The following is a 24787-nucleotide window of genomic DNA, read 5'->3' on the forward strand; positions in this document are numbered from 1 at the left end:
TGGGGAAATTAGCAGCAAGGGGCCACCCGCTGGTCGGCAGCCAGCAGATTCGGGTGGGGAAGCACACAATCCCCATCCCCGACCAGCCTATGCCTTTGCCTTTGCCTGTTCCTGTCTTTGTCGTTGCCTGTTTTCTTGGTTGTCATTCAGGAGCGAAGCGGAGGAATCTGCTTCTGTCTTTGCCTTTGCTTCTGCCGTTGCCGTTGTTCCTAGGGTAGGTCCGGGCTTTAGCCCGGACATTCAAACTCGCCACAAACGCGGGCTTTAGCCCCCGAGGTATGCTTTCCTTCCCCAGCCACATCTCCTGGAGGAAAAGCAACCTACCCCGGCCACCCGACAAACCCTGAAGACCCTTTACCTCCCCATCACTCCCCGAACGACGCTCTTCAACCTCTCCCACCACCCCTCAACCTCGGCCTTGATGCTTCCCACCACCGCCGAAAGAAACTGCTCCCGCGTCCACTCATTCCTCGCCGCACTAGGCCCATGCCGCAAACAAGCCGCCGCCGCCGCCGCCCACGCCCCGCTCGCCACATCCCGCATCAGGTGCGGATACCCTTGAAACAGCCCCTCCGGCCCCAGGTTATAAATCATATCGAGCAACGCGAGCTTCACCCCGTCCGGCATCCCGTCAAACCCCGGCAGATGCGCCCGCAGCTCCCCATCAAACCCCGTCAGCACCCCCATCAGCTTCACATCAATCTCAGCCGCCGCCAGCTCCAACCCACCCCGATAAAACCCTGCCGCCCGCCCCGCGGCCAAAGCCTCCACCCGGGCAAACTCCGCCGCAATTTCCTCTTTAGTCGCCGCTCCCGCACCACTCCGAAACGGCAGCGCACAGGCCGCTGCCGCATCCGGCAGCATCAGCCCGACCCCCACCGTCACCTTGCCCACGGTGTCCCGATACATCCACGGGACCGACCCCTCAAACTCCTTCAACTTCGCCAGCGATTGCTCTAAATATGTCGCCATGTCGGCCCTCAGCCTATCACCGCGCCGTGGAATTTCAACCTCTATTCACAGCCAGCCTTGACGATATGAATGACCATTCAGTAACCTCCTCCCGTCGGCAAAACTCGCGCCGCCCCGGAGCCCTGCCGCATGTCGAGTCACCGCCAGATCCGCAAGGTCGCCGTCCTGGGCGCGGGCACGATGGGTTCGCGTATCGCCGCGCACATCGCCAACGCTGGCGTTCCTGTCGTCCTGCTCGACATCGTCCCCCCTGGCAACGAGCGCAATAAGCTCGCCCTGACCGCCCTCGAATCCCTCAAGAAAACCAAGCCCGCCGCCTTCTACGACCCCGCCTCCGCCCGCCTCATCACCCCCGGCAACTTCGACGACGACCTCCCCCTCATCGCCGACTGCGACTGGATCATCGAAGCCGTAGCCGAAAATCTAGAGATCAAGCGAGCCCTATTAGAACGAGTCCAGCAGCACCGCCGCCCCGGCGCCATCACCACCAGCAACACCTCCGGCCTGCCCCTCACGCAGATCGTCGCCGACCTCCCCGAAGACCTCCGCCGCCACTGGTTCGGCACCCACTTCTTCAACCCTCCGCGCTACATGCGCCTTGTCGAGATCATCCCCACCCCCGACTCCGACCCCGCCGTTGTCGCGGCCATCGCCCACTTCTGCGACCAGCGCCTCGGCAAGACCATCGTCCGTTCGCACGACACGCCCAACTTCATCGCCAACCGCATCGGCACCTTCGCAATGGGCAACGCCATCCTACTCATGCAGGCCCAGGGCCTCACCATCGAAGAGGTAGACGCCCTCACCGGCACCCCCATCGGCTGGCCCCGCACCGGCACCTTCCGCCTCGGCGACATGGTCGGCGTCGATGTCCTCGCCCACGTCACCCTCAACTTTTCCGCTCAGGCCTCTCAAATCCACGACGAGCGCCCCGACATCACCCTGGCCCCCTTCATCTCCCGCATGATCGAGAACAAGTGGCTAGGAGACAAGACCAGCCAGGGCTTCTACAAGAAAGCAGGGAAGGACGATCAGGGCCGCGACCTCCGCCACGTACTCGACTGGCAGACCCTCGACTACCACCCCTCCACCCGCCCCAAACTCCCCGCGCTCGAGTTGGCCAAGCCCATCGAGCAGACCGCCACCCGCGTCGCCCAACTCCTCCACGCCGACCCCACAAACGACAAGGCAGCCCGCTTCTACTGGCCCTTCCTCACCGAGCTCTTCACCTACGCCGCCAACCGCATCTCCGCCGACGGCAGCGAACCCGCCGAAGACATAGTAGCCATCGACCAGGCCATGAAGTCCGGCTTCAACTGGGAGCTAGGCCCCTTCGAGATGATGGACGCCGCAGGCCCCCGCGCCACCGTCGAAAAAATGCGCGCCGCAGGCTCCCCCATCAGCCCCAACATCGAAAAACTCCTTGCCTCCTCCCCCGACCCAACGTGGTACAAAGATCACCCCACCACCCCCAGCGGCCGCCAGTTCTTCGACCCCCTCACAAGCACTTACAAACCCGTCGCAATCGCTCCCGGCACCCGCACCCTGGCCATGTACAAAAAGGCCAACGGCGTCATCAAAAAGAACCCCGGAGCCTCTCTCCTCGACCTCGGCAACAACGTCGCGGCCATCGAGCTGCACTCCAAGATGAACGCCCTCGGCGGCGACATCATCACCCTCATCACCCAGACCCTTAAGCCCACCAGCGACCCCGTCGCCAACTTCGAAGCCTTCGTCATTACTGGTGACTCGGTCAACTTCTCGGTCGGCGCCAACCTCATGCAGCTCCTTCTGGCCATACAAGACGAGGAGTGGGACGAGGTAGACCTCGTAGTCCGCCAGTTCCAGAACATGACCCAGGCGATCAAGTTCTGCCCCCGTCCAGTCGTCGTCGCGCCCTACGGCATGTGCCTCGGCGGCGGCGTCGAAATCTCCCTCCACGCCGCCGCCCGCCAGCCTCACGCCGAGCTATACATGGGCCTCGTAGAAGCCGGAGTAGGCCTTATCCCCGGCGGCGGCGGCTCCAAGGAGATGCTCCTCCGCGCCATCGAATCCGGCTCCTCCATCCGCCCCGACGCCCGAGGCGAGGGCGTCGAGATCTTCGAAGCCCTCAAGAAAAACTTCGAGACCATCGCCAAGGCCACCGTCTCCACTAGCGCCGCCGAGGCCCGCGCCCTTAGCTTCCTCCGCCCATCCGACACCATCACCCCCAACCGCGATCGCCTCCTAACCGACGCAGCCGAACGCGCCTCCACGATAGCCGCCGCAGGCTACACCGCTCCCATCCCCCAGACCTCCATTCCGGCCCCCGGCGAGAACGCCCTGGCAACCCTGAAACTGGCAGTCTGGACAATGCGCGAAGGCCAGTACATCTCCGCCCACGACGCCAAGGTAGCCAACTGGGCCGCCCACATCCTCTGCGGCGGCAACATCACCCCCGGCACCCCCATCTCCGAGCAGTACCTGCTCGACCTCGAACGCGAAGCCTTCCTAAGCCTCTGCGGCGAAAAGAAAACCCAGGACCGCATAGCCTTCACCTTAAAAACTGGCAAGCCCCTCCGCAATTAGCCCAAACTTATGAATGAAGTCATCATCGCCTCCGCAGTCCGCACCGCCATCGGCAAGGCCCCGCGCGGCACGCTCCGCACCACGCGGCCCGACGACCTCGCCGCCTACGCCATCACCGGAGCCTTGTCTCGCATCCCCCAGCTCGACCAGTCCGAGATCGACGACGTGATCCTCGGCTGCGCCATGCCCGAGGCCGAGCAGGGCATGAACGTAGCCCGCGTAGCATCTTTCCGCGCGGGCCTGCCCATCACCACCTCGGCCATGACGATCAACCGCTACTGCGCCTCGGGCCTCCAGTCCATCGCCCTTGCCGCCGACCGCATCCGAGGCGGTAGCGCCGACGTCATCCTGGCGGGCGGCACCGAGTCCATGTCCTACGTCCCCTTTGGCGGCAACAAAATATCGGTCAACCCTTGGCTGGTAGAAAACTACCCCGGCAGTTACATGTCGATGGGCCTCACCGCCGAGCGCGTAGCTACCCACTACGGCATTACCCGTGAGGCGATGGACGAGTTCTCTTACCACTCCCACCAAAAAGCCCTGTCAGCACAGGCCACAGGCCGCTTCGACGACGAGATCGTACCCATCGATGTCACAACCGCCACCCCCGACAAAAACTCAAAGACAAAAACAGTTACAAATACCTTCAGCAAAGATGAAGGCCCCCGCGCCGACACCTCCTTAGAAGCCCTGGCCAAACTAAAACCCGTCTTCCACGCCAAGGGTACGGTCACAGCAGGGAACTCCTCCCAGACCTCCGACGGAGCTGCCGCCGCAGTGGTCATGTCCGCCCACCGCGCCGCCGAACTGGGCATCCGCCCCCTGGCCCGCTTCGTCGCCTTCGCCTACGCGGGTTGCGACCCCGAAGAGATGGGCATCGGCCCCGTTCACGCCATCCCCAAAGTCCTCAAATTAGCCGGTCTCTCCCTCGAAGACATCGACCTCTTCGAATTAAACGAAGCCTTCGCCGCCCAATCCTTAGCGGTCCTCAAAGTCCTCGGCATCGACCCCGCCAAGGTCAACGTCAACGGCGGAGCCATCGCCCTCGGCCACCCTCTAGGCTGCACCGGAGCCAAGCTCACCGCCACCCTCCTGCGCGAGATGCCCCGCCGCCAGGCCCGCTACGGCATGGTCACCATGTGCGTAGGCGGGGGCATGGGCGCAGCAGGCATCTTCGAGTCCATCACCTAAAGCCTCACGAGGTAACAAATGCCCACCCTCATCCCCGGCGGCTCCTTCCTCATCTCCACCATCAAGCCTGAAGACTGTTTCTTCCCCGAAGACTTCACCGCCGAGCACAAGCAGATCGCCCAGACCACGGCCGACTTCGCGACCAACGAGATATTGCCCGCCTCCGATGCCATCGAGGCCAAAGACTTCGCCGTCACCCGCCGCCTCATTCATGAAGCCGCCGCCCTCGGCCTCACCGCCATCGACATCCCTGAAGAGTACGGCGGCCTCGAGATGGACAAGGCCGCCTCCGCCATCGTCGCCGAGAACATCTCGCGACAAGGATCATTTTCGGTTGCATTTTCCGCCAACACCGGCATCGGCACGCTCCCCATCGTCTGGTACGGCACGCCCGAGCAGAAACAAAAGTATCTCCCCAAGCTAGCCGACGGCACCTATATCGGAGCCTACGCCCTCTCTGAATCCTCCTCCGGCTCCGACGCCGTCAACGCCAACACCCGCGCCGTCCTCTCCACCGACGGCCAGACCTACACCCTCAACGGCGAAAAGATGTGGATCACCAACGGCGGCTTCGCAGACATCTTTACCGTCTTCGCCAAGTGTCTGGTCCCCGAAGGTAAAGACGCAGGCAAAGAGCGCCTAACCGCCTTCCTCATCGAAAAGGGAACCCCCGGCTTCACCCCCGGCAAAGAGGAGCACAAGCTAGGCATTCGCGGCAGCTCTACCTGCCCGCTCATCCTCACCGACTGCAAGGTTCCTGCCACCAACCTCCTCGGCGAGGTCGGCAAGGGCCACCACATCGCCTTCAATATCCTGAACGTCGGCCGTTACAAATTAGGTAACGCAGCCATCGGCGGCGCTAAAACGGCCTTCAACAGCGGTCTCCGCTACGCCAAGGAGCGCAAAGCCTTCGGCAAGTCCATCTCCGAGTTCGGCCTCATCCAGGAAAAACTCGCCGACATGGCCACGGCCCTCTTCGCCACCGAAGCCCTCTGCTACCGCACCGTCGGCCTCATCGACCGCGCCCTCGCCGAAGTAGAAAAAAACGACACCCGCGAGATCCAGCGCCGCATCGAGGAGTACGCTGTCGAGTGCTCCATCGTCAAAGTTCACGCCAGCGAGATGCTCGACATGGTCGTCGACGAGAACCTCCAGATCTTCGGCGGCTACGGCTTCGTCGAGGACTACCCCGCCGAGCGCGCCTACCGCGATTCCCGCGTCAACCGCATCTTCGAGGGCACCAACGAGATCAACCGCCTCATCATCACGGGCTGGCTGATGAAGTCCGCCATGTCCGGCAAACTGGCCCTGATGCCCGCTATCCAGTCGATCATGGACGAAGTGATGAGCGGCCCCGTCGCAAAGGAAGACCGCGAAGGCCCCTTGGCAGCCGAGTACGATCTCCTCGCCAGCGCCAAGAAAATCATCCTCTTCACCGCCGGAGCCGCGACCCAGCGTTACATGCAAAAGATGGCCGATGAACAAGAGGTGATGGGTGCGCTCGCCGACATGATCCTCGAGCTATACGCGATGGAGTCCGCCATCCTGCGCGCTGATAAGGGTTGGAGCAAGAACGAAACCTCTACCCCCATAGCCATGGCTCGCCTCTACGCCGACAAGGCTTTTTCGACCATCGAACTCCGTGCCCGCAAGGTCGTAGCCGCCGCAGCCGAGGGGGACATGGCCCGCACCCAGTTCGCCATCCTCCGCCGCCTCGCTAAACACGACACCATCGACACCATAGCTCTCCGTCGCCAGATAGCCCAGCACCTCATCAAGGTAGGGAAGTACGCGCTGTAGCCGCCTGTTCCGTTGTTGTCATTCAGAAGCGGAGCAGAGAAATCTGCTCCTCACATAGTCCTTGTAGTTGCTACTATTTTTGTTGTTGTCTTTGCCCTCGTTGTTGCTTCTGAGGTAGGTCCGGGCTTTAGCCCCCGAGGTATGCTTTCTTCAACCTGACCCAGAACAGTAAAGGCACGGCTTCAGCCGTGCCCTCCCATGCACACCAGAAGACCGGCTTTAACCACTCAGGAGTTCTTTTTTGTAAAAGATGAAATATGCCTTGCCGTACGGGCTCGTTTACGCGTGGAGCAGCCACTTCGAGAGGCCCATCGAAGATAACTTTCCCTGACGCCCCTAAGACAGTACGAAGTGCTTGCTAATTCCCATACCCTCTGCAACCATCACCCATACCAATATGTATACGTCTTTGCTTGCCTTGTTCCGCTTGCCATCACGGCTATTCGCCTTCGTAGTCGCTCTTGCAGTCCTTTGTTCTTTTGCCCCCGCTCAAAGCCCCAGCTTCGACACCCAAGCCAGCCGCGTAACTATCCTCTCTCACTCCGCAAAGTTCCTTGCATCGGCCGTTGACGCCGGTCCACTGCCATCCTCACAGCCCCTGCAACTGACCCTTACCCTTACTCCCACGCCGGACCGCGCCGCCGCCCTCGACCAGTTCCTGACCGACCTCGCCGACCCCACCTCCCCCAGCTACCACCAGTGGATGACCCCACAAGCCTTCGCCTCCACCTACGGGGTCACCGCCGATCAGCTCGCGGCCATCACCACCTGGGCGCAGAGCCAGGGCTTCACCATCGGCGCGCTATCGGCCGGAGGCACCCGCCTCGCCCTCACCGGCACCGCCGCCCAGGTCCAGTCCGCCTTCGCCATCGGACTGCACGCCTACCAAATCTCCGGCAAGGCCCACTTCGCCACGCCCGACCAGCCCTTGCTCCCCTTGGCCATCGCCCCCGCGGTCACAGCAATCGCCGGTCTGGACGACCTCCCCAGCGCCTTCACAGCGGTCTCCATCCAAAGCTCCGGCACCGCCGTCCCCAGCACTGAAGACGCCTTCACCCAGGCCACTACCGCCATCGACAGCAACACGGCCCCAATCCTCGCCATCACCTCCACGGTCTGCGCGAGCACCTACACCCCCAGCCAGACCGATCAATACCGCATCCTCTTCCGCCAGGCCGCCGCGCAGGGAATCAGCGTCCTCGCCACCAGCGGCTGCGGCGTCTCCGGCAGCTTCCCGGCGTCATTGCCCGAGGTCACCGCCATCACCCTCACCGGCACGGCGGACGACACCGATCCCACCACCCTCCGCCCCTCCTGGCAGAGCGCCCCCGGCCTTCCCGCCAACAGCCTCCGCGTCGAGCCGGACCTCACCACCCCCAGCCTCGACGCCTTTACCCAGACCATCGCCACCATCCTGCAATCCCCAACATCAAGCACCGCCACCCTCCGCGAGGGCAACCTCAACGCCACCCTCTACAAACTAGCCCCGCTCCCCGGCCTCTACACCCAGCCCGACGCCCCCGCCACCCCCGGCACCACTTCCGGGAATTGGGAGCCCCCCACCGGCCTCGGCACCGTCAACCTGAAGCAGCTCATCAAAGCCTTCCCCCGTGGCACCAGCGCCAGCTTCGTCTCGCTTGCTGTCTCGAACTACGCCCCCACCCACGGCCAGAACACCACCCTCACCGCGACGATTACCTCCGGCTCCGGCGGCGGTATCCCCACCGGCACGGTCGCCTTCGTCACCTCCACCGGTACCACCCTTGGCACCGTCCCCCTGAACGCCGCCGGAGCAGCCAGCCTCACGACGAACGCGCTCCCCGGCGGTTCCGTTTCGGTCACGGCCCAGTACAGCGGCGATGCCACTTATGCCGCCGCCAACTCCACCGCCTCCACCCTCTCCGTGCTGCCCGAGCCCGCCCAACTCACCGCCACCGTCACCACCGGCAACATCGTCGGCGGCACCTTCACCATCACGGTCACCGAGACCGTCACCCTCGGCCAACCCACCGGCGTCATTACCGTCAGCCTGCTTGGCCGCAGCTACACCGGCACGCTCGCCCCCGTCACGCCAACGTCATCGGCGGTCGCCATCACCATCCCGGCCAGCCCCGACACCGTCGGCAGCTCCACGCTCTCGAGCAACTGCATCACCAACGCGAACTACACCTGCTACACCGCCCTCACGACCACGGTAACGGTCGGCAAGGCCACCCCGGTCCTCAACTACACCTTCTCGCCCAACCCAGTCATCTCCGGCAGCTCAGTAGCCTTCACCGCCTCCCTCGCCGCCATCGGCACCGCCCCCGCGCCCACCGGTAACGTTCGCTTTCTCGACAACGCCACCCTGCTCAACGCGGGCACCCTCACCAACGGCGCAACCACTGCTCACGGCACCGTCACCACTGCTGCCACACACGTCATCACCGCCGCCTACGACGGCGACGCCAACTACTTCGCGGTCACCTCCTCCACCCCCGGCACCACCATCGGCACTGCCGCGACTGCCACCACCCTCACCTCCAGCGCCACCACTGTCATCGCAGACCAGCCCATCACCCTCACCGCCAAGGTCACCCCAGCCACGGCCAGCACCACCACGCCCACCGGCTCAGTCACTTTCTTCGACGGAGCCACCGCCCTCGGCTCCATCTCCCTCTCCTCAGGCACAGCGGTCCTCCCCATCAGCACGCTCTCGGCCAGCGCCGCCCATAGCATCACCGCCACCTACTCCGGCGACGTCACCTATGCCGCCAGCACCTCAGCCCCCGTCGCACTCACGCCTTCGCTCGCCGCCCCCGCCATCTCCCTCACCTCCAACGTCACCTCCACCCTTGTAGGCAACAGCATCGTCCTCACGGCCCGAGTCACCAGCCCCACCACGGGCACCGGAGCTCCCACCGGCCTCGTCACCTTCTTCGACACCTTCAACGGCACCGCCACCCAACTGGCCGCCGTCTCCCTTACTCCCTCGGGTGCCGGAGCCGCTACCGCCTCCTACGCCACACTCACCCTCGCCACCGGCACGCACAACCTCTACGCGGTCTACGCCGGAGACTCCACCTTCGCCACCGCCCAGTCCGCCCCTCCGCTCACCGTCACCATCTCCGATTACACCGCCGCCTTCGCCCCGCCCACCATGACCCTCACTCAGGGCGGCAGCGGCCAGGCCACGTTCTCGCTCTCGCCGGTCAGCGGATTCACCGGCACTGTTATCTTCACCTGCACGGCCCCGGCCAACTCCGGCATCACCTGCTCGTTCTCGCCCGCGACCCTCACCGGCTCCGGCACCACCACGCTCAACATCGCTACCACCCCCGCCCAGACATCCTCCCTGCGCACCCTGGCCGGAGGCACCGCGGCCCTTGCCACCCTCCTCTCCCTCCTGTTCCCCTCACGCCGTCGCCGCCGCCTGCTCCCAACGCTCCTGCTCCTTCTGCTGGCCCTGGGGATCACCTCCAACTTAGGCTGCGGCTCGGATTCCACCTCCTCGAACGGCCTCTCCACCGGCGGCACCCCCTTCGGCACCAGCGTCCTCAACATCACGGCCACAGGCACAGTCGGCACTGCGACCATCCGCCACACCTACACCTACCAGGTCACCGTCCAGTAAACTCTCCTCCCATTTTGGGAGAGATCGAATCCGTACCAGGTTGTAGCTGCAACTTTTGCCATCAGAAGAGGTCTAATTAGACAGCCGGGTGCACACGGCTCAATCTTCAAATCATCAATTTAAGATCAACGGTTAGGATCCCAGACATGCGCAAGCCTCTGCTTACGGGCAGCCCCCTCGGCACACTCTTCTCGTCGGCCTCCAAGATTGCCCAAGCAGTAGCCCTGGCCGCCGCAGGGATGCTCTGCACTGCCTCCTCCCCGGCCCAACAGCCGCGGCCGCGCATCACCTCCTCCATCGACACCACCAGCCGCGCCACCATCCCCGGCTCGCACCCCAACGCCGCCCGGTCCGAGAATGAAGGCGGCCGGATGACCAGCTCCGCCAAGCTTCAGGGCGTGAGCATCGTCTTCAGCCGCTCCGCCGCGCAGGAGGCCGATCTCCAGGCCCTGATCGCTGCCCAGCAGAACCCCTCCTCGCCGCTCTACCACAAGTGGCTGACGCCCGATCAATTCGCCGCCCGCTTCGGCATGGCCGACGCTGACATCGCCAAGGTGCAGAGCTGGCTCCAGCAGCAGGGCTTCGCGGTCGATCGCGTCTCCCGCAGCCGCAACCGCATCAGCTTCTCTGGCAGCGTCGCCCAGGTCGAAGCGGCCTTCGGGACCGAGCTGCATTACTACAAGTCCGGCACCGAGACTCACTTTGCCCCGGCGTCCGATGTCAGCGTCCCGGCAGCTCTGGCAGGCACGGTCCAGACGGTCACCAACCTCTCGGACTTCCGCCCCAAACCCCACGTCAAGATCCGCCAGCCGCAGGTCCAGCCCCGCTTCACCTCCAGCCAGAGCGGCAACTACTACCTCACTCCCAAAGACGTCGCCACCATCTACGACATCAACGCCGCCTATCACGCCGGATTCACCGGCGCGGGCCAATCCATCGCCATCGTAGGCCAATCCTTCGTCGAGACCTCGGACATCACCAACTTCCAGTCCGCCGCCGGCCTCACGCCGAAGGCCCCTACCCTGGTCCTGATGCCCGGTACCGGCGCCTCCGCCGTAAGCAGCGGCGACGAAGTCGAGTCAGATCTCGACCTCGAGTACGCCAGTTCCATCGCCACGGGAGCCAACATCTATTTCGTCTACACCGGCAACAGCGGGAACGCTGGTGTCTTCGATGCCCTTGGGTATGCCATCGACAATAAGATCGCTCCCATCCTCAGCATCAGCTACGGCGACTGCGAGACGGACCTGGGCTCCAGTGACTACAACTCGCTCAACAGCGTCTTTGCGCAGGCCACCGCCCAGGGCCAGACCATCATCTCCGCCGCCGGCGACGACGGCTCCGCCGACTGCGCCGAAAACACCAATCTCACCACGGCCCAGCGCACCGCCCTGGCAGTCGACTTCCCAGCGAGCAGCCAGTATGTCACTGGCATGGGCGGTACCGAGTTTCCCGCCTCCGCCGTCGCCACCACTAATAACACCTACTTCAGCGCCCAAGGCAGTTCCGACACCATCAGCTCCGCGCTCAAGTACATCCCCGAGCAGGTCTGGAACGATAGCTCCCCAGCGAATGCCACCAGCACCGGCAATGGCCTCAGCTCCGGCGGAGGAGGCGTGAGCACCTTAACATCGCGACCGAGCTGGCAGGCCGGGATCGCAGGCATCCCCTCGGGAACCGCTCGCCTGGTGCCGGATATCTCCCTCGACGCCTCCCCCGCGAACGCCGGCTACCTCTATTGCAGCAGCGATACGAACGCCACCGGCGTCACTGGTAGCTGCTCGAACGGCTTCCGCGACTCCTCGAACACCAGCCTCACCGTAGCGGGCGGAACCAGCTTCGACGCCCCCATCTTCGCGGGTATGCTCGCCATCATCAACCAAAGCAAGAACTCCAGCGGCCAGGGTCTCATCAACCCCACGCTCTACACCCTGGCTGCAAGCTCCAGCACCTACGCCACGGCCTTTCACGACATCACCAGCGGAAGCAATGCATGCGCTCCGGGAGCCACCTACGACCTTCCCACCACTCCCGCCAGCACCCTGACCTGCACCGCCGCCGGATCTGCCGGCTACTCTGCCGGGACCGGCTACGACGAGGCTTCGGGGCTGGGCTCCATCGACCTCTACAACCTGCTCACGGCATGGCCCACATCGAGCGCTTCGACGCTCGCAGCTTCGACCACCACGCTCTCGGCCGCGACGACCACGCCCGCTTCCGGTGCCAGCGATACCATCACCATCACCGTCGCTCCCGGCTCCAGCACTCAGGCCACCGTCCCAACCGGAACTGTCTCGATCACCGTCGACGGCACAGCTGCAAGCTCTTCTCCGACGCTTTCGAACGGCACTGCGACCTACACCTTCTCCTCGACGACTGCCGGGTCACACGTCATCGCCGCAACCTACTCGGGCGACAGCATCTACGCCGGATCGACTTCTACGATCGATCTCATTGTGGGAGCATCTTTCAGCCTGGCGGCCACCAACGTTACTGTCACGTCCGGCGGCACTGGAACTTCTACCGTAACTGTCACTCCGAGCGGCGGTTACACGGGTACGGTCAACTGGCAGGTATCCACCTCCAGCACCGCGCTCGCCAATGCCTGCGCTGCGATCAACAGCGTCTCCGTAACCGGAACCGCTCAGGTTACGGCGGCTCTTACCCTCTCGACCAGCGCCACCTGCGCGAGCGCATCGGCGGTCGGATCGACGGGAAAGGTGAAGCGCGTACTGCTGACCGGCAGCCTGCAATCTCCTGCCGATGTTCCTGGCAGCTCTCCGTACAAGTCGGCCCCGTTGGGTGTCGCCCTGGCCGGACTACTCGCATTCGGCTTCCTGCGTCGCCGCAGCTCCCGCACCGGATGGTCTCTGCTGACCATCTGCCTGCTGGGCGTGCTGGCACTGTCGCTCTCAGGTTGCGGATCTTCCACCCCCGTCTCCACATCGACGACGACATCGACGAATATTGCCGCAGGGACCTATCCCGTGACCGTGACCGGCACGGACTCAGCGAATGCCGCAATTACCGCATCCGCAACCTTGACGCTCACGGTCAACTAACCGATCCACTGAGCTTCATCACCTCGGAAGCCCCATCCATCGCAGCCTGATCGCGATGAGTGGGGCTTCGCCCATTCCGGCATGCCGCTAACCATCCTGTACCCCTCACCTGCTATCCTTCCCCACAGATGGCCGCCACCTCCAAACCAGCCTCCAACCCCACACGTGCGATCGCCGGGGCCACCCTTGCCCTGGTCCTGCTCACCTGTCTGAACTTCGTTAACTACATCGACCGCTACATCCTGCCCGGCGTGCAGGAGCTGGTCAAGCGCGAGTTCCAGGTCTCCGACTCGCACATCGGCTCGCTGACCTTCTGGTTCTTCCTCACCTACATGCTCGCGGCCCCAGCCACCGGCTGGCTGGGAGACCACCTGCCGCGCAAGCCCCTCATCGTCGCCTGCGCGCTGCTCATCAGCGCCATCAACATCCTCACCGGCACCGTTCACACCTTCGACTCGTTGATCTTCCGCCACGCCATTTTAGGTATCGGCGAGGCGTCCCTCGGCATCTTCGCCCCTGCCCTTCTGGCTGACTTCTACCCCGAAGACCAGCGCAACCGCGTCCTCACCATCTTCTACACCGCCATCCCCGTAGGAGCGGCGCTCGGCTACCTGATCGGCGAGCTGGTCGGCAGCCGCTACGGCTGGAGGATGCCGTTTTATGTCTCAGCCGTCCCCGGCATTCTTATAGCGTTTCTTATCCTGCTGCTGATGAAGGAGCCAGCCCGCGGAGCCAGCGACGAGGAAGCCGCGGTCGAAGCTCATAGCAACGAGAAAAACCCCGTAAAACGCGCATTCTTGAGCGCTCTCGACCTTGCCTCCAATGCCCCATATCTCTATGCCACGCTGGGCATGGCGATGGTCACTTTCTCGCTCGGCGGCATCTCGGCCTGGATGCCGTCCTTCCTCGAACGCAGCGGCTTCTCGTCCAGCTCAGTAGGCATCACGCTCGGAGCTATCACGGCTGGCGGTGGACTCGGGGGAACAGCAGTCGGCGGTTGGCTGGCTCAGTTGTGGCTGCGCCGCAACCACAGCGCGCTTTACCTGGTCTCGGCGTGGTCGGCGGCCCTGGCCGTGCCTCCGGCGCTGCTTTGTTTCTTTGGGCCTCGTGCGACGATGCTTCCGGCGCTGGCGGTGGCTATGTTCCTGATTTTTCTGGGGACAGGGCCGTTGAACGCGGCCATCATCAATGCTGTGCCTGCAGGGGTTCGTTCGACTGCGATTGCGCTGGAGTTATTCCTGATTCATGCTCTGGGAGATACGCCCTCGCCCAAGATCATCGGCATGGTCTCGGATCGCAGCACGCTGGCTACGGGGCTTGGAGTTACGTTGATTACGCTGCTGGTTGCGGCGGTTCTGCTCTTCCTTGGAGCCCGTGTCGCACCGTTGCACCACCGTGTCGAAAACGATGGATAGAACGCGGTTTTGTGACGGTAAAACACGGTGTTGGAACGGTGTGGATTTGGCCCTTAACGTGCGCCATTGAGAGTGCCGGTTTTACTTCGACGGACCCGATAAAAGATGAACCCGATCCCATTGGCGATCGCCGTCGTCCCCAGAATCTTGACCGCGTAGGTTCTGGCGTCGACCACATCGACGAAGGGATAGGCGGTCAGCAGGAAAGTGAACGAGGTGGTTAAGAAGCCTGCCGCCGAGGTTACTTTAACCCAGCCGGGCAGGCGCTTACGCAAGAGCTTTGCGCCGACGATGGGGATCGCGAACATGGCGAGATAGGCCAGCGAGTAAAGCTCTGAAGCTGCGTTGTTGAGGACTTGAAAGGCCTCTGCCGCCTTGACGCCCGCGCTGGCGAAGAGCAGTAATCCCGCTACGATTGCGGTTCCTAACCATATCGAGTTGGTGGGGGTGCGGTAGGTGGGGTGCAGGCGTGAGAACCACTCCGGGATCAGGTCATCCCAGCCCGCTGTCATGGGGAGGCGGGTGACGCCGGTGAAGAGGAAGCTCGCTGCGCCGAGGATGCGGATTTGCAGGAGCAGGATTGCCACGCCTGCTATGAAGCTGGAGAGGCCTCGATCGCCGAGGGCCTGGCGCAGGGTCTGGGGGATGGGGGCGATGTAGTTGATGGCGATGTTGGGGTGCAGCTCGTGGAAGGCCACGACCGAGCCGGTGCCGAAGATGAACATGGCGCAGATGATGGGCGATGCGATGACCACGGAGCGGCCTATGTCGCGGCTAGGGGAGTTGGTCTCGCCTGCCAGGATGGCTACGTACTCGAGGCCCGACATGGCTCCGAACATCTGGCCCATCAGGGCGAGCGAGACGAGGTCGGGGTGGGGAAGGTGCATGGCCAGGGCTGCGTAGTGGATCGGCTGGCGGTGCGCGATGGCCCAGAGCGGGGTGCCGATGAGGAGGGCGAAGACGGTCAGCATCGCGGCTCCGCTGATGTTGTGGATCCATTTGCCGAGGGCTAGGCCACGGACCGCCGAGAGGGCTAGTCCGGCGAGGAGGAGGGCCAGGAGGGTGAAGACGAAGAGGTGGTTTTCCGGTAGGGAAGAGGCCCAGGGGCCGAGCATGTAGGCGGCTTCGCTGGGAATCTGGAAGAGGATCGCGGCCATCGTTGCGAGGCCGTAGGCCCAGATGTTCCAGGCGGTCATGAAGCCTCCGGCGTCACCGAAGGCGGTGCGGGCCCAGACGTAGAGACCTCCTTCCAGCGGCATCTCGCGGTTGAGGAAGTAGACCGAGACCGCCATCGGCAGGTAGAAGAGGGTCATGGCGGCGATCCAGACCAGGGCCTGGGCGCGGCCTAGTCCGGCGGCTACGCCTACCCAGGAGCTGCCTACTACGGTCAGGATCTGGGTTAGGACGAGGTCGCGTAGGGCGAGTTGGCGGGAGAGTTGGTGGCTCTCGGGCTCGGGGGCGTGGGGCATCTGCCCGTATCGTCGCATAGTGCGGGGTGGGGTGGGAATTTTGTTTGGGGAGAGGTAAGTAGGGCTGGGAACATGATGGCTGAAGGCTCGATCTATAATCACCGCGATGGCTCAATCGCTCGCGTTTCTGCTCGTCCATGTGATCTTTAGTACGAAGGATCGTATGCCTGTCCTCAACGATGATCTACGTCCCAATCTCTACGCCTACCTGGCTACAGTTGCTCGTAATGCCGAGTGCGAGTGTTTCCGCGTGGGTGGAGTTGCGGACCACGTTCATCTGGCTCTGCGTATGCCGCGCACGGCGACCGTCGCGGAGATTGTGGAACAGTTGAAGGTGTCTTCGTCCAAGTGGGGTAAGACGCAGTCACCGCGTCTGGCGAAGTTTGCCTGGCAGCGTGGGTATGGCGTGTTTTCTGTTGGCCCAGCGGATTTGAATGCGTTGATCGGGTATATCGACGGTCAGAAAGTTCACCACCGAAAGCAGACGTTTCAGGATGAGTTCCGAGCGTTTTTGAAACGGTATGGTGTGGAGTTCGATGAGCGGTACATGTGGGATTGAGGTAAGGATAGGCCGGGCCTTCAGCCCTCATGTTCCGCCCGCGACGATTACCTAGGGCTTCGCCCTAGGCTGGTATAGGGCGCGCCGTTGGCGCTTTGTGTCGGCAGCAGGTCGGCAGCGGTGGTCAGACGGATAGCAGATAGGTCGCGAGGAATAGATCAGCCCATGCCTTGGGGGAGGCATGGGCGTATTGAAGGGGCTGAGGTTTGATTAGGGGAGGACGGCGAAGATAGGGGCTTCGGCGGAAGGGGTGGTGAGGGGTTGGCCGTTGCCGTAACGCTTCTGCACGTACTCGTCCAGGATGACCTGGAACTCTTCGACGATATGGTCTCCCTTGAGAGTGGTGAAGAGCTTGCCGTCTACGTAGACCGGGGCCTTGGGGTCTTCAAACGTGCCGGGGAGGGAGATGCCGATGTTGGCGTGCTTGCTCTCGCCGGGGCCGTTGACGATGCAGCCCATCACTGCCAGCTTTAGCTCTTCTACGCCGGGGTAAGACTTCTTCCACTCGGGCATCGACTCGACCAGGTAGCCCTGGATGTCTTCGGCCAGCTTCTGGAAGTAGGTGGACGTCGTGCGGCCGCAGCCGGGGCAGCTTGTGACCTGCGGCATGAAGCTGCGGATGCCGAGCGATTGCAGGATCTGCTGGCCGCAACGGACCTCTTCGGAGCGGTCGCCGCCGGGGGTGGGGGTGAGGCTGACGCGGATGGTGTCGCCGATACCGGAGAGGAGCAGCGGGCTGAGACCGGCGGTGGAGGCGACGATGCCCTTCATACCCATGCCCGCCTCGGTGAGGCCGAGGTGAAGGGAGTAGTCGCAGCGGCTGGCCAGCTCGGTGTAGACGTCTACGAGGTCGCGGACGCCGGAGACCTTGGCCGAGAGGATGATCTGGTCGCGACGCAGGCCGTAACGTTCGGCGGCGGCGGCGTTGTCGAGTGCGGAGACGACCATCGCCTCCATCATGACGTCGCGCGCGTCGAGCGGCTCGGCCAGGAGGGAGTTCTCGTTCATCATCTTGGTCAACAAGGCCTGGTCGAGCGAGCCCCAGTTGACGCCGATGCGGACGGGCTTCTGGTACTCGACAGCGGCTTCGACCATGGTGCGGAAGTTGTCGTCGTCCTTGCGGCCGATGGAGACGTTGCCGGGGTTGATGCGGTACTTGGCGAGGGCGCGGGCGCAGTCGGGATATTTACGGAGAAGGAGGTGGCCGTTGTAGTGGAAGTCGCCGATGATGGGCGTGTTCCAGCCCTTGGCGGCGATGCCTTCGACGATGTAGGGAACGGCTTTGGCGGCCTCGTCGTTGTTGACGGTGATGCGGACCATCTCGGAACCGGCGCGGGCGAGCGCGGCGATCTGCTGGACGGTGCTCTCGACGTCGGCGGTGTCGGTGTTGGTCATCGACTGGACGACTACGGGCGCATCGGAGCCGATGCGGACCCCGCCCACCATCACACTTACGGATTTTCTACGGTCAATCGCGGCCATAATAGTAGCTCTAGTTTACCACCGGCTATGCGCTACACTAGGCAAAGTGGCCCAGTAGCTCAGTTGCATAGAGCAGCGCACTCCTAACGCGAAGGTCGCAGGTTGGACTCCTGCCTGGGTCACCATCTTTACTCCTGATTGAAGTGCGGTATCCGTCAGATTCGTGGGAACTCATGTCTTAGAAGCGAGACACGGGGTTCCCGGAGTTGTGGCCAGGTTGAAGAAAGCATACCTCGGGGGCTAAAGCCCGCATCGGTGGAGGATTTTGATGTCCGGGCTAAAGCCCGGACCTACCTCAGAAGCAACGACAACAACAGAAGCAGATTCCTCCGCTTCGCTCCTGAATGACGACCAAGAAAAGAGGCAACGGTTATCGTGGCAGGGGAGTTGTGTGCTTCCCGGTTGAGGGTGGGGTGGATAACGAATCTTTCTGCAATTGTCGATTTAAATGATGGACTTTCTCCGCCTGGGCGGTTCATCCTAAGTGCGCAATGTAACTTAACCCTTGGATAAGAATGAGGTACAAGATGGCGGGTAAATTCGTAATCAAGAAGTCCTCCGACGGTCAGTTCCACTTCAGCCTGAAGGCCGGGAACGGGGAGATCATTCTTAGCAGCGAGTTGTACAAGGCGAAGGCGTCTGCGCTGAACGGGATCGAATCGGTGAAGAAGAACGCGCCAATCGATGCGCGCTATGAGAAGAAGGTCGACAAGAGCGGGCATCCGCGCTTCAACCTGAAGGCCGCTAATGGCGAGATTATCGGTTCGAGCGAGAGCTATAGCTCGGAGACGGCGCGGGATAATGGGATTGAGTCGGTGAAGAAGAATGCGCCCGATGGCGTGATTGATGATGAGACGGTTTAATAGGGTTGGCGATGGCCGTTGCCTGCGGGTGGCGGCCATCGTCGTTTAACGGATAGTGGTGGCTGGGGCAGTGGCGGCGGGGTGCTGGTGGGGTTCGGCTGAGGCGGTGGAGGTGGAATGGAGGCCCTGGTAGGCGGATTCGAGGAGGGTGGCGGTGGCGTTGTCTTCGCCTAGCTCCCAGATCATGAGGCCGCCGAGGTGCTGCTGGGTGGCGTAGTCGGCCTTGTGCCGGACTGAGGCGGGGTCGTCGTAGGTCCAGAAGGCGTCGCCGTCGAAGAGCCAGGGGTTTTGGGAGTCAGGCTCGCGGAAGACGCGGGAGTGGGGGATGAGGGTCTCGATATATCGGTAGGGGCGGTCGCCGCGGATGGGCTCGCCCTCCTGGAAGAGGCCGTTGTTCTCTTCGGGGACCAGACGCCAGCCGTAGCCGTAGAAGGGTACGCCGACCATGAGTTTGGAGGCGGGGACTCCGGCGGCGAGGTAGGCCTGGATGCTGCGCTGGACGGTGCCGTAGGGGCGGTCGGGTGAGGTGGAGAAGGGGGCGAGGAAGCCGGTGGTCTGGCTCCAGCCGCCGGTGTAGTCGTAGGTCATGAGGCCGACCTGATCGACTAGGGCGCTGATGGCGGACATGTTGCCGTCGGTAGCTCCAGCCATGCGGGGACTGTGGCCTACGGCGATGTTTAACAGCAGGCCGGGGCGGAGGGCGTCGAACTGGCGGCGGAACTCGGCTAGGAGGGCTATGAAGTTGGCGGTGTCCTCGTCGCGGGGGAACTCCCAGTCGATGTCGATGCCGTCGAAGAGGCCGGGGACGTGGACGCCGGGGGCTAGGTTGCCCTTGAGGAAGAGGTCGACACAGGAGGAGACGAAGGCGGCGCGGTTCTCGGGCTGGGCGTCGGCGGCGAAGTCGGAGGCGCGGCCTTCGAGGGAGAGGACCAGCTTTAAGTGCGGGTAGAGGCGTTTTAGCTTGACGAACTGGTTCAAGTGGCCGCGGAGAGGCTGGGTGGGGGTGTCGGCTACGCCGTCGACGCTCTGTTGGGCGGTGAAGGTGTAGTTGAGGTCGGCGTTGGGGTCGGCGATGGAGCAGCGGCCGTTGGTGACGAAGCCCTGGGCGTAGTTGACCTGGTCGAGCATGGACGCGCCGTGGGCGGTGACGAGGTCTTTGACCAGGTACTGGGGCTGGTCGTAGAGGCCCCACTGGGGGAAGTAGCCGGTGAGGAGAGGGGATTGGGCGAGGAGGGGGGTGGTGGTCAGGGCGAGGGCGGCGGCGTAACGCAGGATGCGGGGGAGAAGGTGCATGGGGGCCTCTGTGGATTGGACGTTTTAAGGGGAGCCGCGGCTTCAATGGGTGGGGATGTTCTTTGAGGGGGGAGAGGAAAGCGTGCCTCGGGGCTAAAGCCCGCGTTGGTGGTGGGTTTGGATGTCCGGGCTAAAGCTCGGACCTACCCCAGAAGCAACAGCAACGGCAAGAGCAACACGCTCGGCGTGATGGATGCCCTCCAGTCGCCCAGAGGCAACAGCAACAGCAACGGCAAAAGCAAGAGCAGCGGCAAGAGCAACGGCAAAAGCAAGAGCAGCGGCAAGAGCAACGGCAAGAACAAAAGCAACAGCAAGAATAACCGCAACGGCAAAAACAGAAGCAGATTCCTCCGCTTCGCTCCTGAATGACAACCAAGAAAACAGGCAACGGCAAGAGCAACGGCAAAGCAGAAGCGACCTCTTCCACGTTCATTTTGCGATGAGGGCGTTGCAGGAGTGGCAAACGGGCGGGTAGTAGATGAAATCTACGTGATTTTTTTTTGTAAATGCCGAATTGCTTTTGCGCGATCATGCGGTAGACTCAGGCCGTGCGGCGTCTCCTCGCTCTATCTTTGGTGGTCCTCTTCGGCCTTCCGCTGATTACGCCCCTGTTTGCGCTGAGCCCGGAGACCCAGCCTGGTGTTCATGCCTGTTGCCGCAGGAGCGGGGCTCATCGGTGCGTGACGGCGATGAAGGCTGTAATGGCTCAGGATGAGATGTCGAATCAGCCGGTTCGGCTTGTGGCTGATTCGCGTTGCTCGGTGGCCCTTTTCAATGCGGTCAGCCCCTCCGATCATCTGGATCTCACGCTCGATCGTGTTGAGATGTTCTTTGCAGGGGCCGTCACTCATGCGGCCATGCAGACGCAGGCAGAGGCTCGGGCGCGCATTGCGCTGGATCGCTCGCGGCGTAAACGCGGGCCGCCGTCGCATGGTTTTCTTGCTTAGTACTTTTCTTTACCCTCTTTTCTCCTTCCTTCGCTTCTCCTAACCCCCTCCAGGCGCTGGTCAAACAGCACAAGGCATTCCTCTCTATTCGGGCCTGTTTTTTGTAGCATCTGTTGGCTTTTGATGGATAGCTTTTCGCTCCGCAGACTCCCCTCCCATTTGCAGAGTGGCAACGATGTTTCAGACATAAGTTCATTACGGAGGCCACATATGAATCAAGTCAGTTCTGATGTGTGTATCGGGGTAAGACAATATCGCTCCAACTGGAGTGGGGTGGTTCGGAGTGCTGCCTTGCTGGCGCTCTTTGGCGTTAATGCTGTTGCGGTGCAGGCGCAGCAGGTCTTGCAGGGAGTGTTTGCGCTGCAGGGCCAGACCGCGCAGACCGAGGCGCACCTGAAGGCTACGCCCGCGCCCGGCAATCCACTGAAGCAGAAGCTGGACTTCTGGATGACGGAGCCGAACCGGGCTGCGCCGATCAAGAGCTACCAGACCGAGATGACGAAGAAGATGCATGTGGTCGTGGTCAGCAATGACTTCAAGACCTTTATGCATCTGCATCCGACTCTGGGGCCGGATGGGCATCTGGTGTTGACGCAGGTGTTTCCGGCGAAGGGGACTTATCTCGTCTATACGGACGGGTTGCCGAATCAGCTCAATCATCAGGTGTTTCGGTTTGCTCTGAACGTGGGCGGGACCAGCTCGGATGTGCGCACGCTGCCGCCTACGGGGATGGGCGTGCAGGTGGGACCGTATGAGGTCGATCTGAGCAGCGTAAGGCTGCGCTCGGGTGCGATGAGCATGGTGGACATCAATATTCTGAAGGACGGGAAGCCTGCTACCGACCTGCATCCTTATCTGGGGTCTCCGGCTCATGCGGTGTTTTTGAATACGAAGGATCTATCGTATGTTCATGCGCATCCGATGGCGTCGGACCAGATGATGATGGACATGAGCAAGGACCCGCCGCCGATGCCGGAGAATGGACCTTCGCCCTCGGACATGATGCTGCACCTGGCGCTGCGCGAGCCGGGCACTTATAAGCTGTGGCTTCAGTTTCATGGCGGCACGCAGCTCTATGTCGCTGAGTTCACCATTACCGCCCTCTGAGTCGGTAAGGGCATAGCTTTTTCTCCGTCTCTTTCTACGAGGTATTCAGTCCATTATTTTTTCAAGGAGATCTACCCATGATGCAGCGTATTCGCTCCGCCGCCGTATTGACGCTTCTTCTGTCGGCTATTCCGGCCTTCGCGCACTCGCGGCCGAAGGAGATGTCGCCGGATAAGAACTCCACCGTAAGCGCGCCGACGCAGGTTTCGGTGGTGTTTACCGAACCGCTGGAAGGCAAGTTCAGCTCGCTCTCGCTGACCGATGAGAAGGGCGCGGTGCTCAGCAAGGAGCACTCGGTGCTCGACCCGGCGGATGCAAAGCATATGACGCTGCCGCTGCCGACGCTGGCTCCGGGCACGTACTATGTGCACTGGATCGCGGTCGCTCCCGATAGCCACCGGATGGAGGGGGAGTATCCCTTTACCGTGAAGTAGAAATCGTTGATTCGATTTTCGATGGGCCAGCCGATTCGGCTGGCCTTGTCGCTTTTTTCGGTAGAAAAACGGGCGGGGATGCCAAGAGGGGGGTAGTGGGAGTACACTGCTGGGAGACTACGCGGGTGATGTGGTTTTGTACTATATTGGTCTGACATTCAGATGTATATTCTGAGCAAAGGTGAATCTGCGATGAGCGATTTCGGGAACGGCGTTGAGATTTTAGGTGCGATTACGGAGAAGTACGCGGAGATTTTGACTCCGGAGGCGGTAGCGTTTGCCGTGGAGCTGCAGCGCAAGTTCAACGGACGGCGCAAGGAGCTGATGGCCAAGCGTGTTGAGCGCCAGGCGCTTCTCGATGCCGGGGTGAAGCCCGACTTTCTGCCCGAGACGGCGGAGATTCGCGCGGCGGAGTGGAGCGTTGCTCCGCTGCCGGCGGACCTGCTCGATCGGCGCGTCGAGATCACCGGGCCGGTGGATCGGAAGATGATTATCAATGCGCTGAACTCGGGCTCGAAGGTCTTCATGGCGGACTTTGAGGACTCGACCACGCCGACCTGGCATAACGTGATCGACGGGCAGGTCAATCTGTACGACGCTGTGCGGCGGACGATTACGTTTACCGATGAGAAGACCGGGAAGAACTATAAGCTGATCGAGAATCCGGCGGTGCTCTTTGTGCGCGTGCGCGGGTGGCATCTGGATGAGGCGCATGTGGTGGTCGATGGCGAGCCGATGAGCGGCGGTATCTTCGACTTTGCGCTTTACTTCTTCCATAACGCCAAGGAGTTGCTGGCGCGTGGGTCCGGACCTTACTTCTACCTGCCGAAGATGGAGAGCCATCTGGAGGCTCGGCTGTGGAACGACATCTTTGTCGAGGCTGAGAGCAAGCTGGGCGTGAAGCCGGGTTCGATCAAGGCTACGGTCCTGATCGAGACGATTCTTGCGACCTTCGAGATGGATGAGATTCTTTATGAGCTGAAGGACCACTCGGCTGGGCTGAACTGCGGGCGTTGGGACTACATCTTCTCGTACATCAAGAAGTTTGCGGGGGATACCAGCATGGTGCTGCCGGATCGCGGACAGGTGACGATGACGACGCACTTTATGCGCAGTTACTCGAAGCTGGCTATTAAGACTTGTCATCATCGCAACGTGAGCGCGATGGGCGGGATGAGCGCGCTGATTCCGATCAAGAACGATCCTGAGGCCAATGAGAAGGCGATTGCGGGCGTGCGCGCGGATAAGGAGCGCGAGGCTACCGATGGGCATGATGGGACGTGGGTGGCGCATCCAGGGTTGGTGCCGATTGCGCTCGAGGTCTTCAACCGCGTGATGCCGCAGCCGAACCAGATCGATAAGCAACTGCCGGATTATCATGTGACCGCGGCGGATCTGTTGCAGGTTCCTGTGGGTACGTGCACGGAGGCTGGGCTGCGGCAGAATATCGCCGTCGGGTTGGGTTATGTGGAGGCGTGGCTGCGCGGAATCGGGTGCGTGCCGCTCTTCAACCTGATGGAGGACGCGGCTACGGCGGAGATCAGCCGGGCGCAGCTTTGGCAGTGGGTGCATCATCATGCGAAGCTCGTCGATGGTCGTGAGGTGACGGCGGAGCTTTGCGACACGATGATCGATGAGGAACTGGAGAAGGCTAAGGCTACCGTCGATGGGGAGCGGTACAAGGCTTATGTGAACGCGGCGGCGATGATGCGGGAGCTGATCCGGGGAGATAAGTTTATCGACTTCCTTACGGTTCCGGCTTATCAGCGGGTGTTGGCAGAGGAGCATGCGGCTGCTTAGGCTTTTTACAGTAATAGCAAGCGCGGGCCGTCTCTCCTGAGGAGAGACGGCCCGCGCTTTTTAGATGTCCCTCGATGTTCTGGGTGGCGTTGAAGAAAGCATACCTCGGGGGCTAAAGCCCGCATCGGTGCGGGTTTTAAATGTCCGGGCTAAAGCCCGGACCTACCCCAGAAGCAACGGCAAGAACAGAGGCAACGGCAACGGCAAAAACA

17 protein-coding genes and 1 tRNA gene are annotated in these 24787 nt (G+C 62.3%); 13 read left to right on the top strand and 5 right to left on the bottom strand.

The window, feature by feature from the left end:
* Window positions 1-354 precede the first annotated feature (354 nt).
* Window positions 355-972: a hypothetical protein gene (locus FTO74_RS07740; RefSeq protein WP_162537626.1), complete on the bottom strand. Its 618-nt coding sequence runs from the start codon at window positions 970-972 to the stop codon at window positions 355-357.
* 129 nt (window positions 973-1101) lie between these two features.
* On the opposite strand from FTO74_RS07740, the gene FTO74_RS07745 reads away from it, so the two are divergent.
* The 6 genes from FTO74_RS07745 (at window position 1102) to FTO74_RS07770 (ending at window position 14621) form a co-directional block, all read left to right on the top strand.
* The gene (locus FTO74_RS07745) at window positions 1102-3540 is read left to right on the top strand and encodes a 3-hydroxyacyl-CoA dehydrogenase/enoyl-CoA hydratase family protein (RefSeq protein WP_162537627.1); all 2439 of its coding nucleotides are present in this window, start codon (window positions 1102-1104) and stop codon (window positions 3538-3540) included.
* Window positions 3541-3549: 9 nt separating this feature from the next.
* Window positions 3550-4731 carry an acetyl-CoA C-acyltransferase gene (locus FTO74_RS07750; RefSeq protein WP_162537628.1) on the top strand — a complete coding sequence of 394 codons (1182 nt, stop codon included), beginning with the start codon at window positions 3550-3552 and terminating at the stop codon, window positions 4729-4731.
* Window positions 4732-4749: 18 nt separating this feature from the next.
* Window positions 4750-6531: an acyl-CoA dehydrogenase family protein gene (locus tag FTO74_RS07755; protein ID WP_162537629.1), complete on the top strand. Its 1782-nt coding sequence runs from the start codon at window positions 4750-4752 to the stop codon at window positions 6529-6531.
* A 427-nt stretch (window positions 6532-6958) separates the two neighbouring features.
* Window positions 6959-10144 carry an Ig-like domain repeat protein gene (locus FTO74_RS19905; protein ID WP_162537630.1) on the top strand — a complete coding sequence of 1062 codons (3186 nt, stop codon included), beginning with the start codon at window positions 6959-6961 and terminating at the stop codon, window positions 10142-10144.
* A gap of 146 nt (window positions 10145-10290) precedes the next feature.
* The gene (locus tag FTO74_RS19910) at window positions 10291-13206 is read left to right on the top strand and encodes a protease pro-enzyme activation domain-containing protein (protein ID WP_162537631.1); all 2916 of its coding nucleotides are present in this window, start codon (window positions 10291-10293) and stop codon (window positions 13204-13206) included.
* A gap of 128 nt (window positions 13207-13334) precedes the next feature.
* Window positions 13335-14621, top strand: coding sequence for an MFS transporter (locus tag FTO74_RS07770; RefSeq protein ID WP_162537632.1), 1287 nt, complete (start codon window positions 13335-13337; stop codon window positions 14619-14621).
* A gap of 53 nt (window positions 14622-14674) precedes the next feature.
* Here FTO74_RS07770 and FTO74_RS07775 read toward each other — a convergent pair whose 3' ends face one another.
* Window positions 14675-16090 (bottom strand): APC family permease, encoded by a 1416-nt coding sequence (locus tag FTO74_RS07775; protein ID WP_162537633.1) that lies wholly within the window; start codon window positions 16088-16090, stop codon window positions 14675-14677.
* Between the two features lie 106 nt (window positions 16091-16196).
* Here FTO74_RS07775 and tnpA point away from each other — a divergent pair, with 106 nt between their 5' ends.
* Window positions 16197-16649 carry an IS200/IS605 family transposase gene (tnpA, locus tag FTO74_RS07780; RefSeq protein ID WP_162537634.1) on the top strand — a complete coding sequence of 151 codons (453 nt, stop codon included), beginning with the start codon at window positions 16197-16199 and terminating at the stop codon, window positions 16647-16649.
* A 210-nt stretch (window positions 16650-16859) separates the two neighbouring features.
* Here the strand turns inward: tnpA and ispG are convergent, their stop codons facing one another.
* Window positions 16860-18131, bottom strand: a complete 1272-nt coding sequence (gene ispG / locus FTO74_RS07785) for a flavodoxin-dependent (E)-4-hydroxy-3-methylbut-2-enyl-diphosphate synthase (RefSeq protein WP_162537635.1) — start codon at window positions 18129-18131, stop codon at window positions 16860-16862.
* A 48-nt stretch (window positions 18132-18179) separates the two neighbouring features.
* Between ispG and FTO74_RS07790 the strand changes: the two genes are divergently transcribed.
* Window positions 18180-18256: transfer RNA gene (locus tag FTO74_RS07790), tRNA-Arg, on the top strand.
* Between the two features lie 402 nt (window positions 18257-18658).
* The gene (locus tag FTO74_RS07795) at window positions 18659-18994 is read left to right on the top strand and encodes a YegP family protein (RefSeq protein WP_162537636.1); all 336 of its coding nucleotides are present in this window, start codon (window positions 18659-18661) and stop codon (window positions 18992-18994) included.
* 45 nt (window positions 18995-19039) lie between these two features.
* Here FTO74_RS07795 and FTO74_RS07800 read toward each other — a convergent pair whose 3' ends face one another.
* Together FTO74_RS07800 and FTO74_RS07805 are read right to left on the bottom strand one after the other, a co-directional pair.
* The gene (locus FTO74_RS07800; RefSeq protein ID WP_162537637.1) at window positions 19040-20287 is read right to left on the bottom strand and encodes a glycoside hydrolase family 18 protein; all 1248 of its coding nucleotides are present in this window, start codon (window positions 20285-20287) and stop codon (window positions 19040-19042) included.
* Between the two features lie 93 nt (window positions 20288-20380).
* Window positions 20381-20659 (bottom strand): hypothetical protein, encoded by a 279-nt coding sequence (locus tag FTO74_RS07805; protein WP_162537638.1) that lies wholly within the window; start codon window positions 20657-20659, stop codon window positions 20381-20383.
* Between the two features lie 176 nt (window positions 20660-20835).
* Between FTO74_RS07805 and FTO74_RS07810 the strand changes: the two genes are divergently transcribed.
* The 4 genes from FTO74_RS07810 (at window position 20836) to aceB (ending at window position 24575) form a co-directional block, all read left to right on the top strand.
* Window positions 20836-21234, top strand: coding sequence for a hypothetical protein (locus FTO74_RS07810; protein WP_162537639.1), 399 nt, complete (start codon window positions 20836-20838; stop codon window positions 21232-21234).
* 210 nt (window positions 21235-21444) lie between these two features.
* Window positions 21445-22341: a hypothetical protein gene (locus tag FTO74_RS07815; protein ID WP_162537640.1), complete on the top strand. Its 897-nt coding sequence runs from the start codon at window positions 21445-21447 to the stop codon at window positions 22339-22341.
* A 77-nt stretch (window positions 22342-22418) separates the two neighbouring features.
* On the top strand, window positions 22419-22775 hold the full coding sequence (locus FTO74_RS07820) for a copper resistance protein CopC (RefSeq protein WP_162537641.1): 357 nt from the start codon (window positions 22419-22421) through the stop codon (window positions 22773-22775).
* A gap of 192 nt (window positions 22776-22967) precedes the next feature.
* Window positions 22968-24575, top strand: a complete 1608-nt coding sequence (aceB, locus tag FTO74_RS07825) for a malate synthase A (RefSeq protein WP_162537642.1) — start codon at window positions 22968-22970, stop codon at window positions 24573-24575.
* The last annotated feature ends 212 nt before the right edge of the window (window positions 24576-24787 follow it).

The organism is Granulicella sp. WH15 (assembly GCF_009914315.1).
Lineage (GTDB): Bacteria > Acidobacteriota > Terriglobia > Terriglobales > Acidobacteriaceae > Edaphobacter.

What these genes read in the sequence shown, in the direction of transcription:
- FTO74_RS07740 (WP_162537626.1), bottom strand. Translation starts at nt 972, where the DNA reads ATGGCGACATATTTAGAGCAATCGCTGGCGAAGTTGAAGGAGTTTGAG.
- FTO74_RS07745 (WP_162537627.1), top strand. Translation starts at nt 1,102, where the DNA reads ATGTCGAGTCACCGCCAGATCCGCAAGGTCGCCGTCCTGGGCGCGGGC.
- FTO74_RS07750 (WP_162537628.1), top strand. Translation starts at nt 3,550, where the DNA reads ATGAATGAAGTCATCATCGCCTCCGCAGTCCGCACCGCCATCGGCAAG.
- FTO74_RS07755 (WP_162537629.1), top strand. Translation starts at nt 4,750, where the DNA reads ATGCCCACCCTCATCCCCGGCGGCTCCTTCCTCATCTCCACCATCAAG.
- FTO74_RS19910 (WP_162537631.1), top strand. Translation starts at nt 10,291, where the DNA reads ATGCGCAAGCCTCTGCTTACGGGCAGCCCCCTCGGCACACTCTTCTCG.
- FTO74_RS07770 (WP_162537632.1), top strand. Translation starts at nt 13,335, where the DNA reads ATGGCCGCCACCTCCAAACCAGCCTCCAACCCCACACGTGCGATCGCC.
- FTO74_RS07775 (WP_162537633.1), bottom strand. Translation starts at nt 16,090, where the DNA reads ATGCCCCACGCCCCCGAGCCCGAGAGCCACCAACTCTCCCGCCAACTC.
- tnpA (WP_162537634.1), top strand. Translation starts at nt 16,197, where the DNA reads ATGGCTCAATCGCTCGCGTTTCTGCTCGTCCATGTGATCTTTAGTACG.
- ispG (WP_162537635.1), bottom strand. Translation starts at nt 18,131, where the DNA reads ATGGCCGCGATTGACCGTAGAAAATCCGTAAGTGTGATGGTGGGCGGG.
- FTO74_RS07795 (WP_162537636.1), top strand. Translation starts at nt 18,659, where the DNA reads ATGGCGGGTAAATTCGTAATCAAGAAGTCCTCCGACGGTCAGTTCCAC.
- FTO74_RS07800 (WP_162537637.1), bottom strand. Translation starts at nt 20,287, where the DNA reads ATGCACCTTCTCCCCCGCATCCTGCGTTACGCCGCCGCCCTCGCCCTG.
- FTO74_RS07815 (WP_162537640.1), top strand. Translation starts at nt 21,445, where the DNA reads ATGAATCAAGTCAGTTCTGATGTGTGTATCGGGGTAAGACAATATCGC.
- FTO74_RS07820 (WP_162537641.1), top strand. Translation starts at nt 22,419, where the DNA reads ATGATGCAGCGTATTCGCTCCGCCGCCGTATTGACGCTTCTTCTGTCG.
- aceB (WP_162537642.1), top strand. Translation starts at nt 22,968, where the DNA reads ATGAGCGATTTCGGGAACGGCGTTGAGATTTTAGGTGCGATTACGGAG.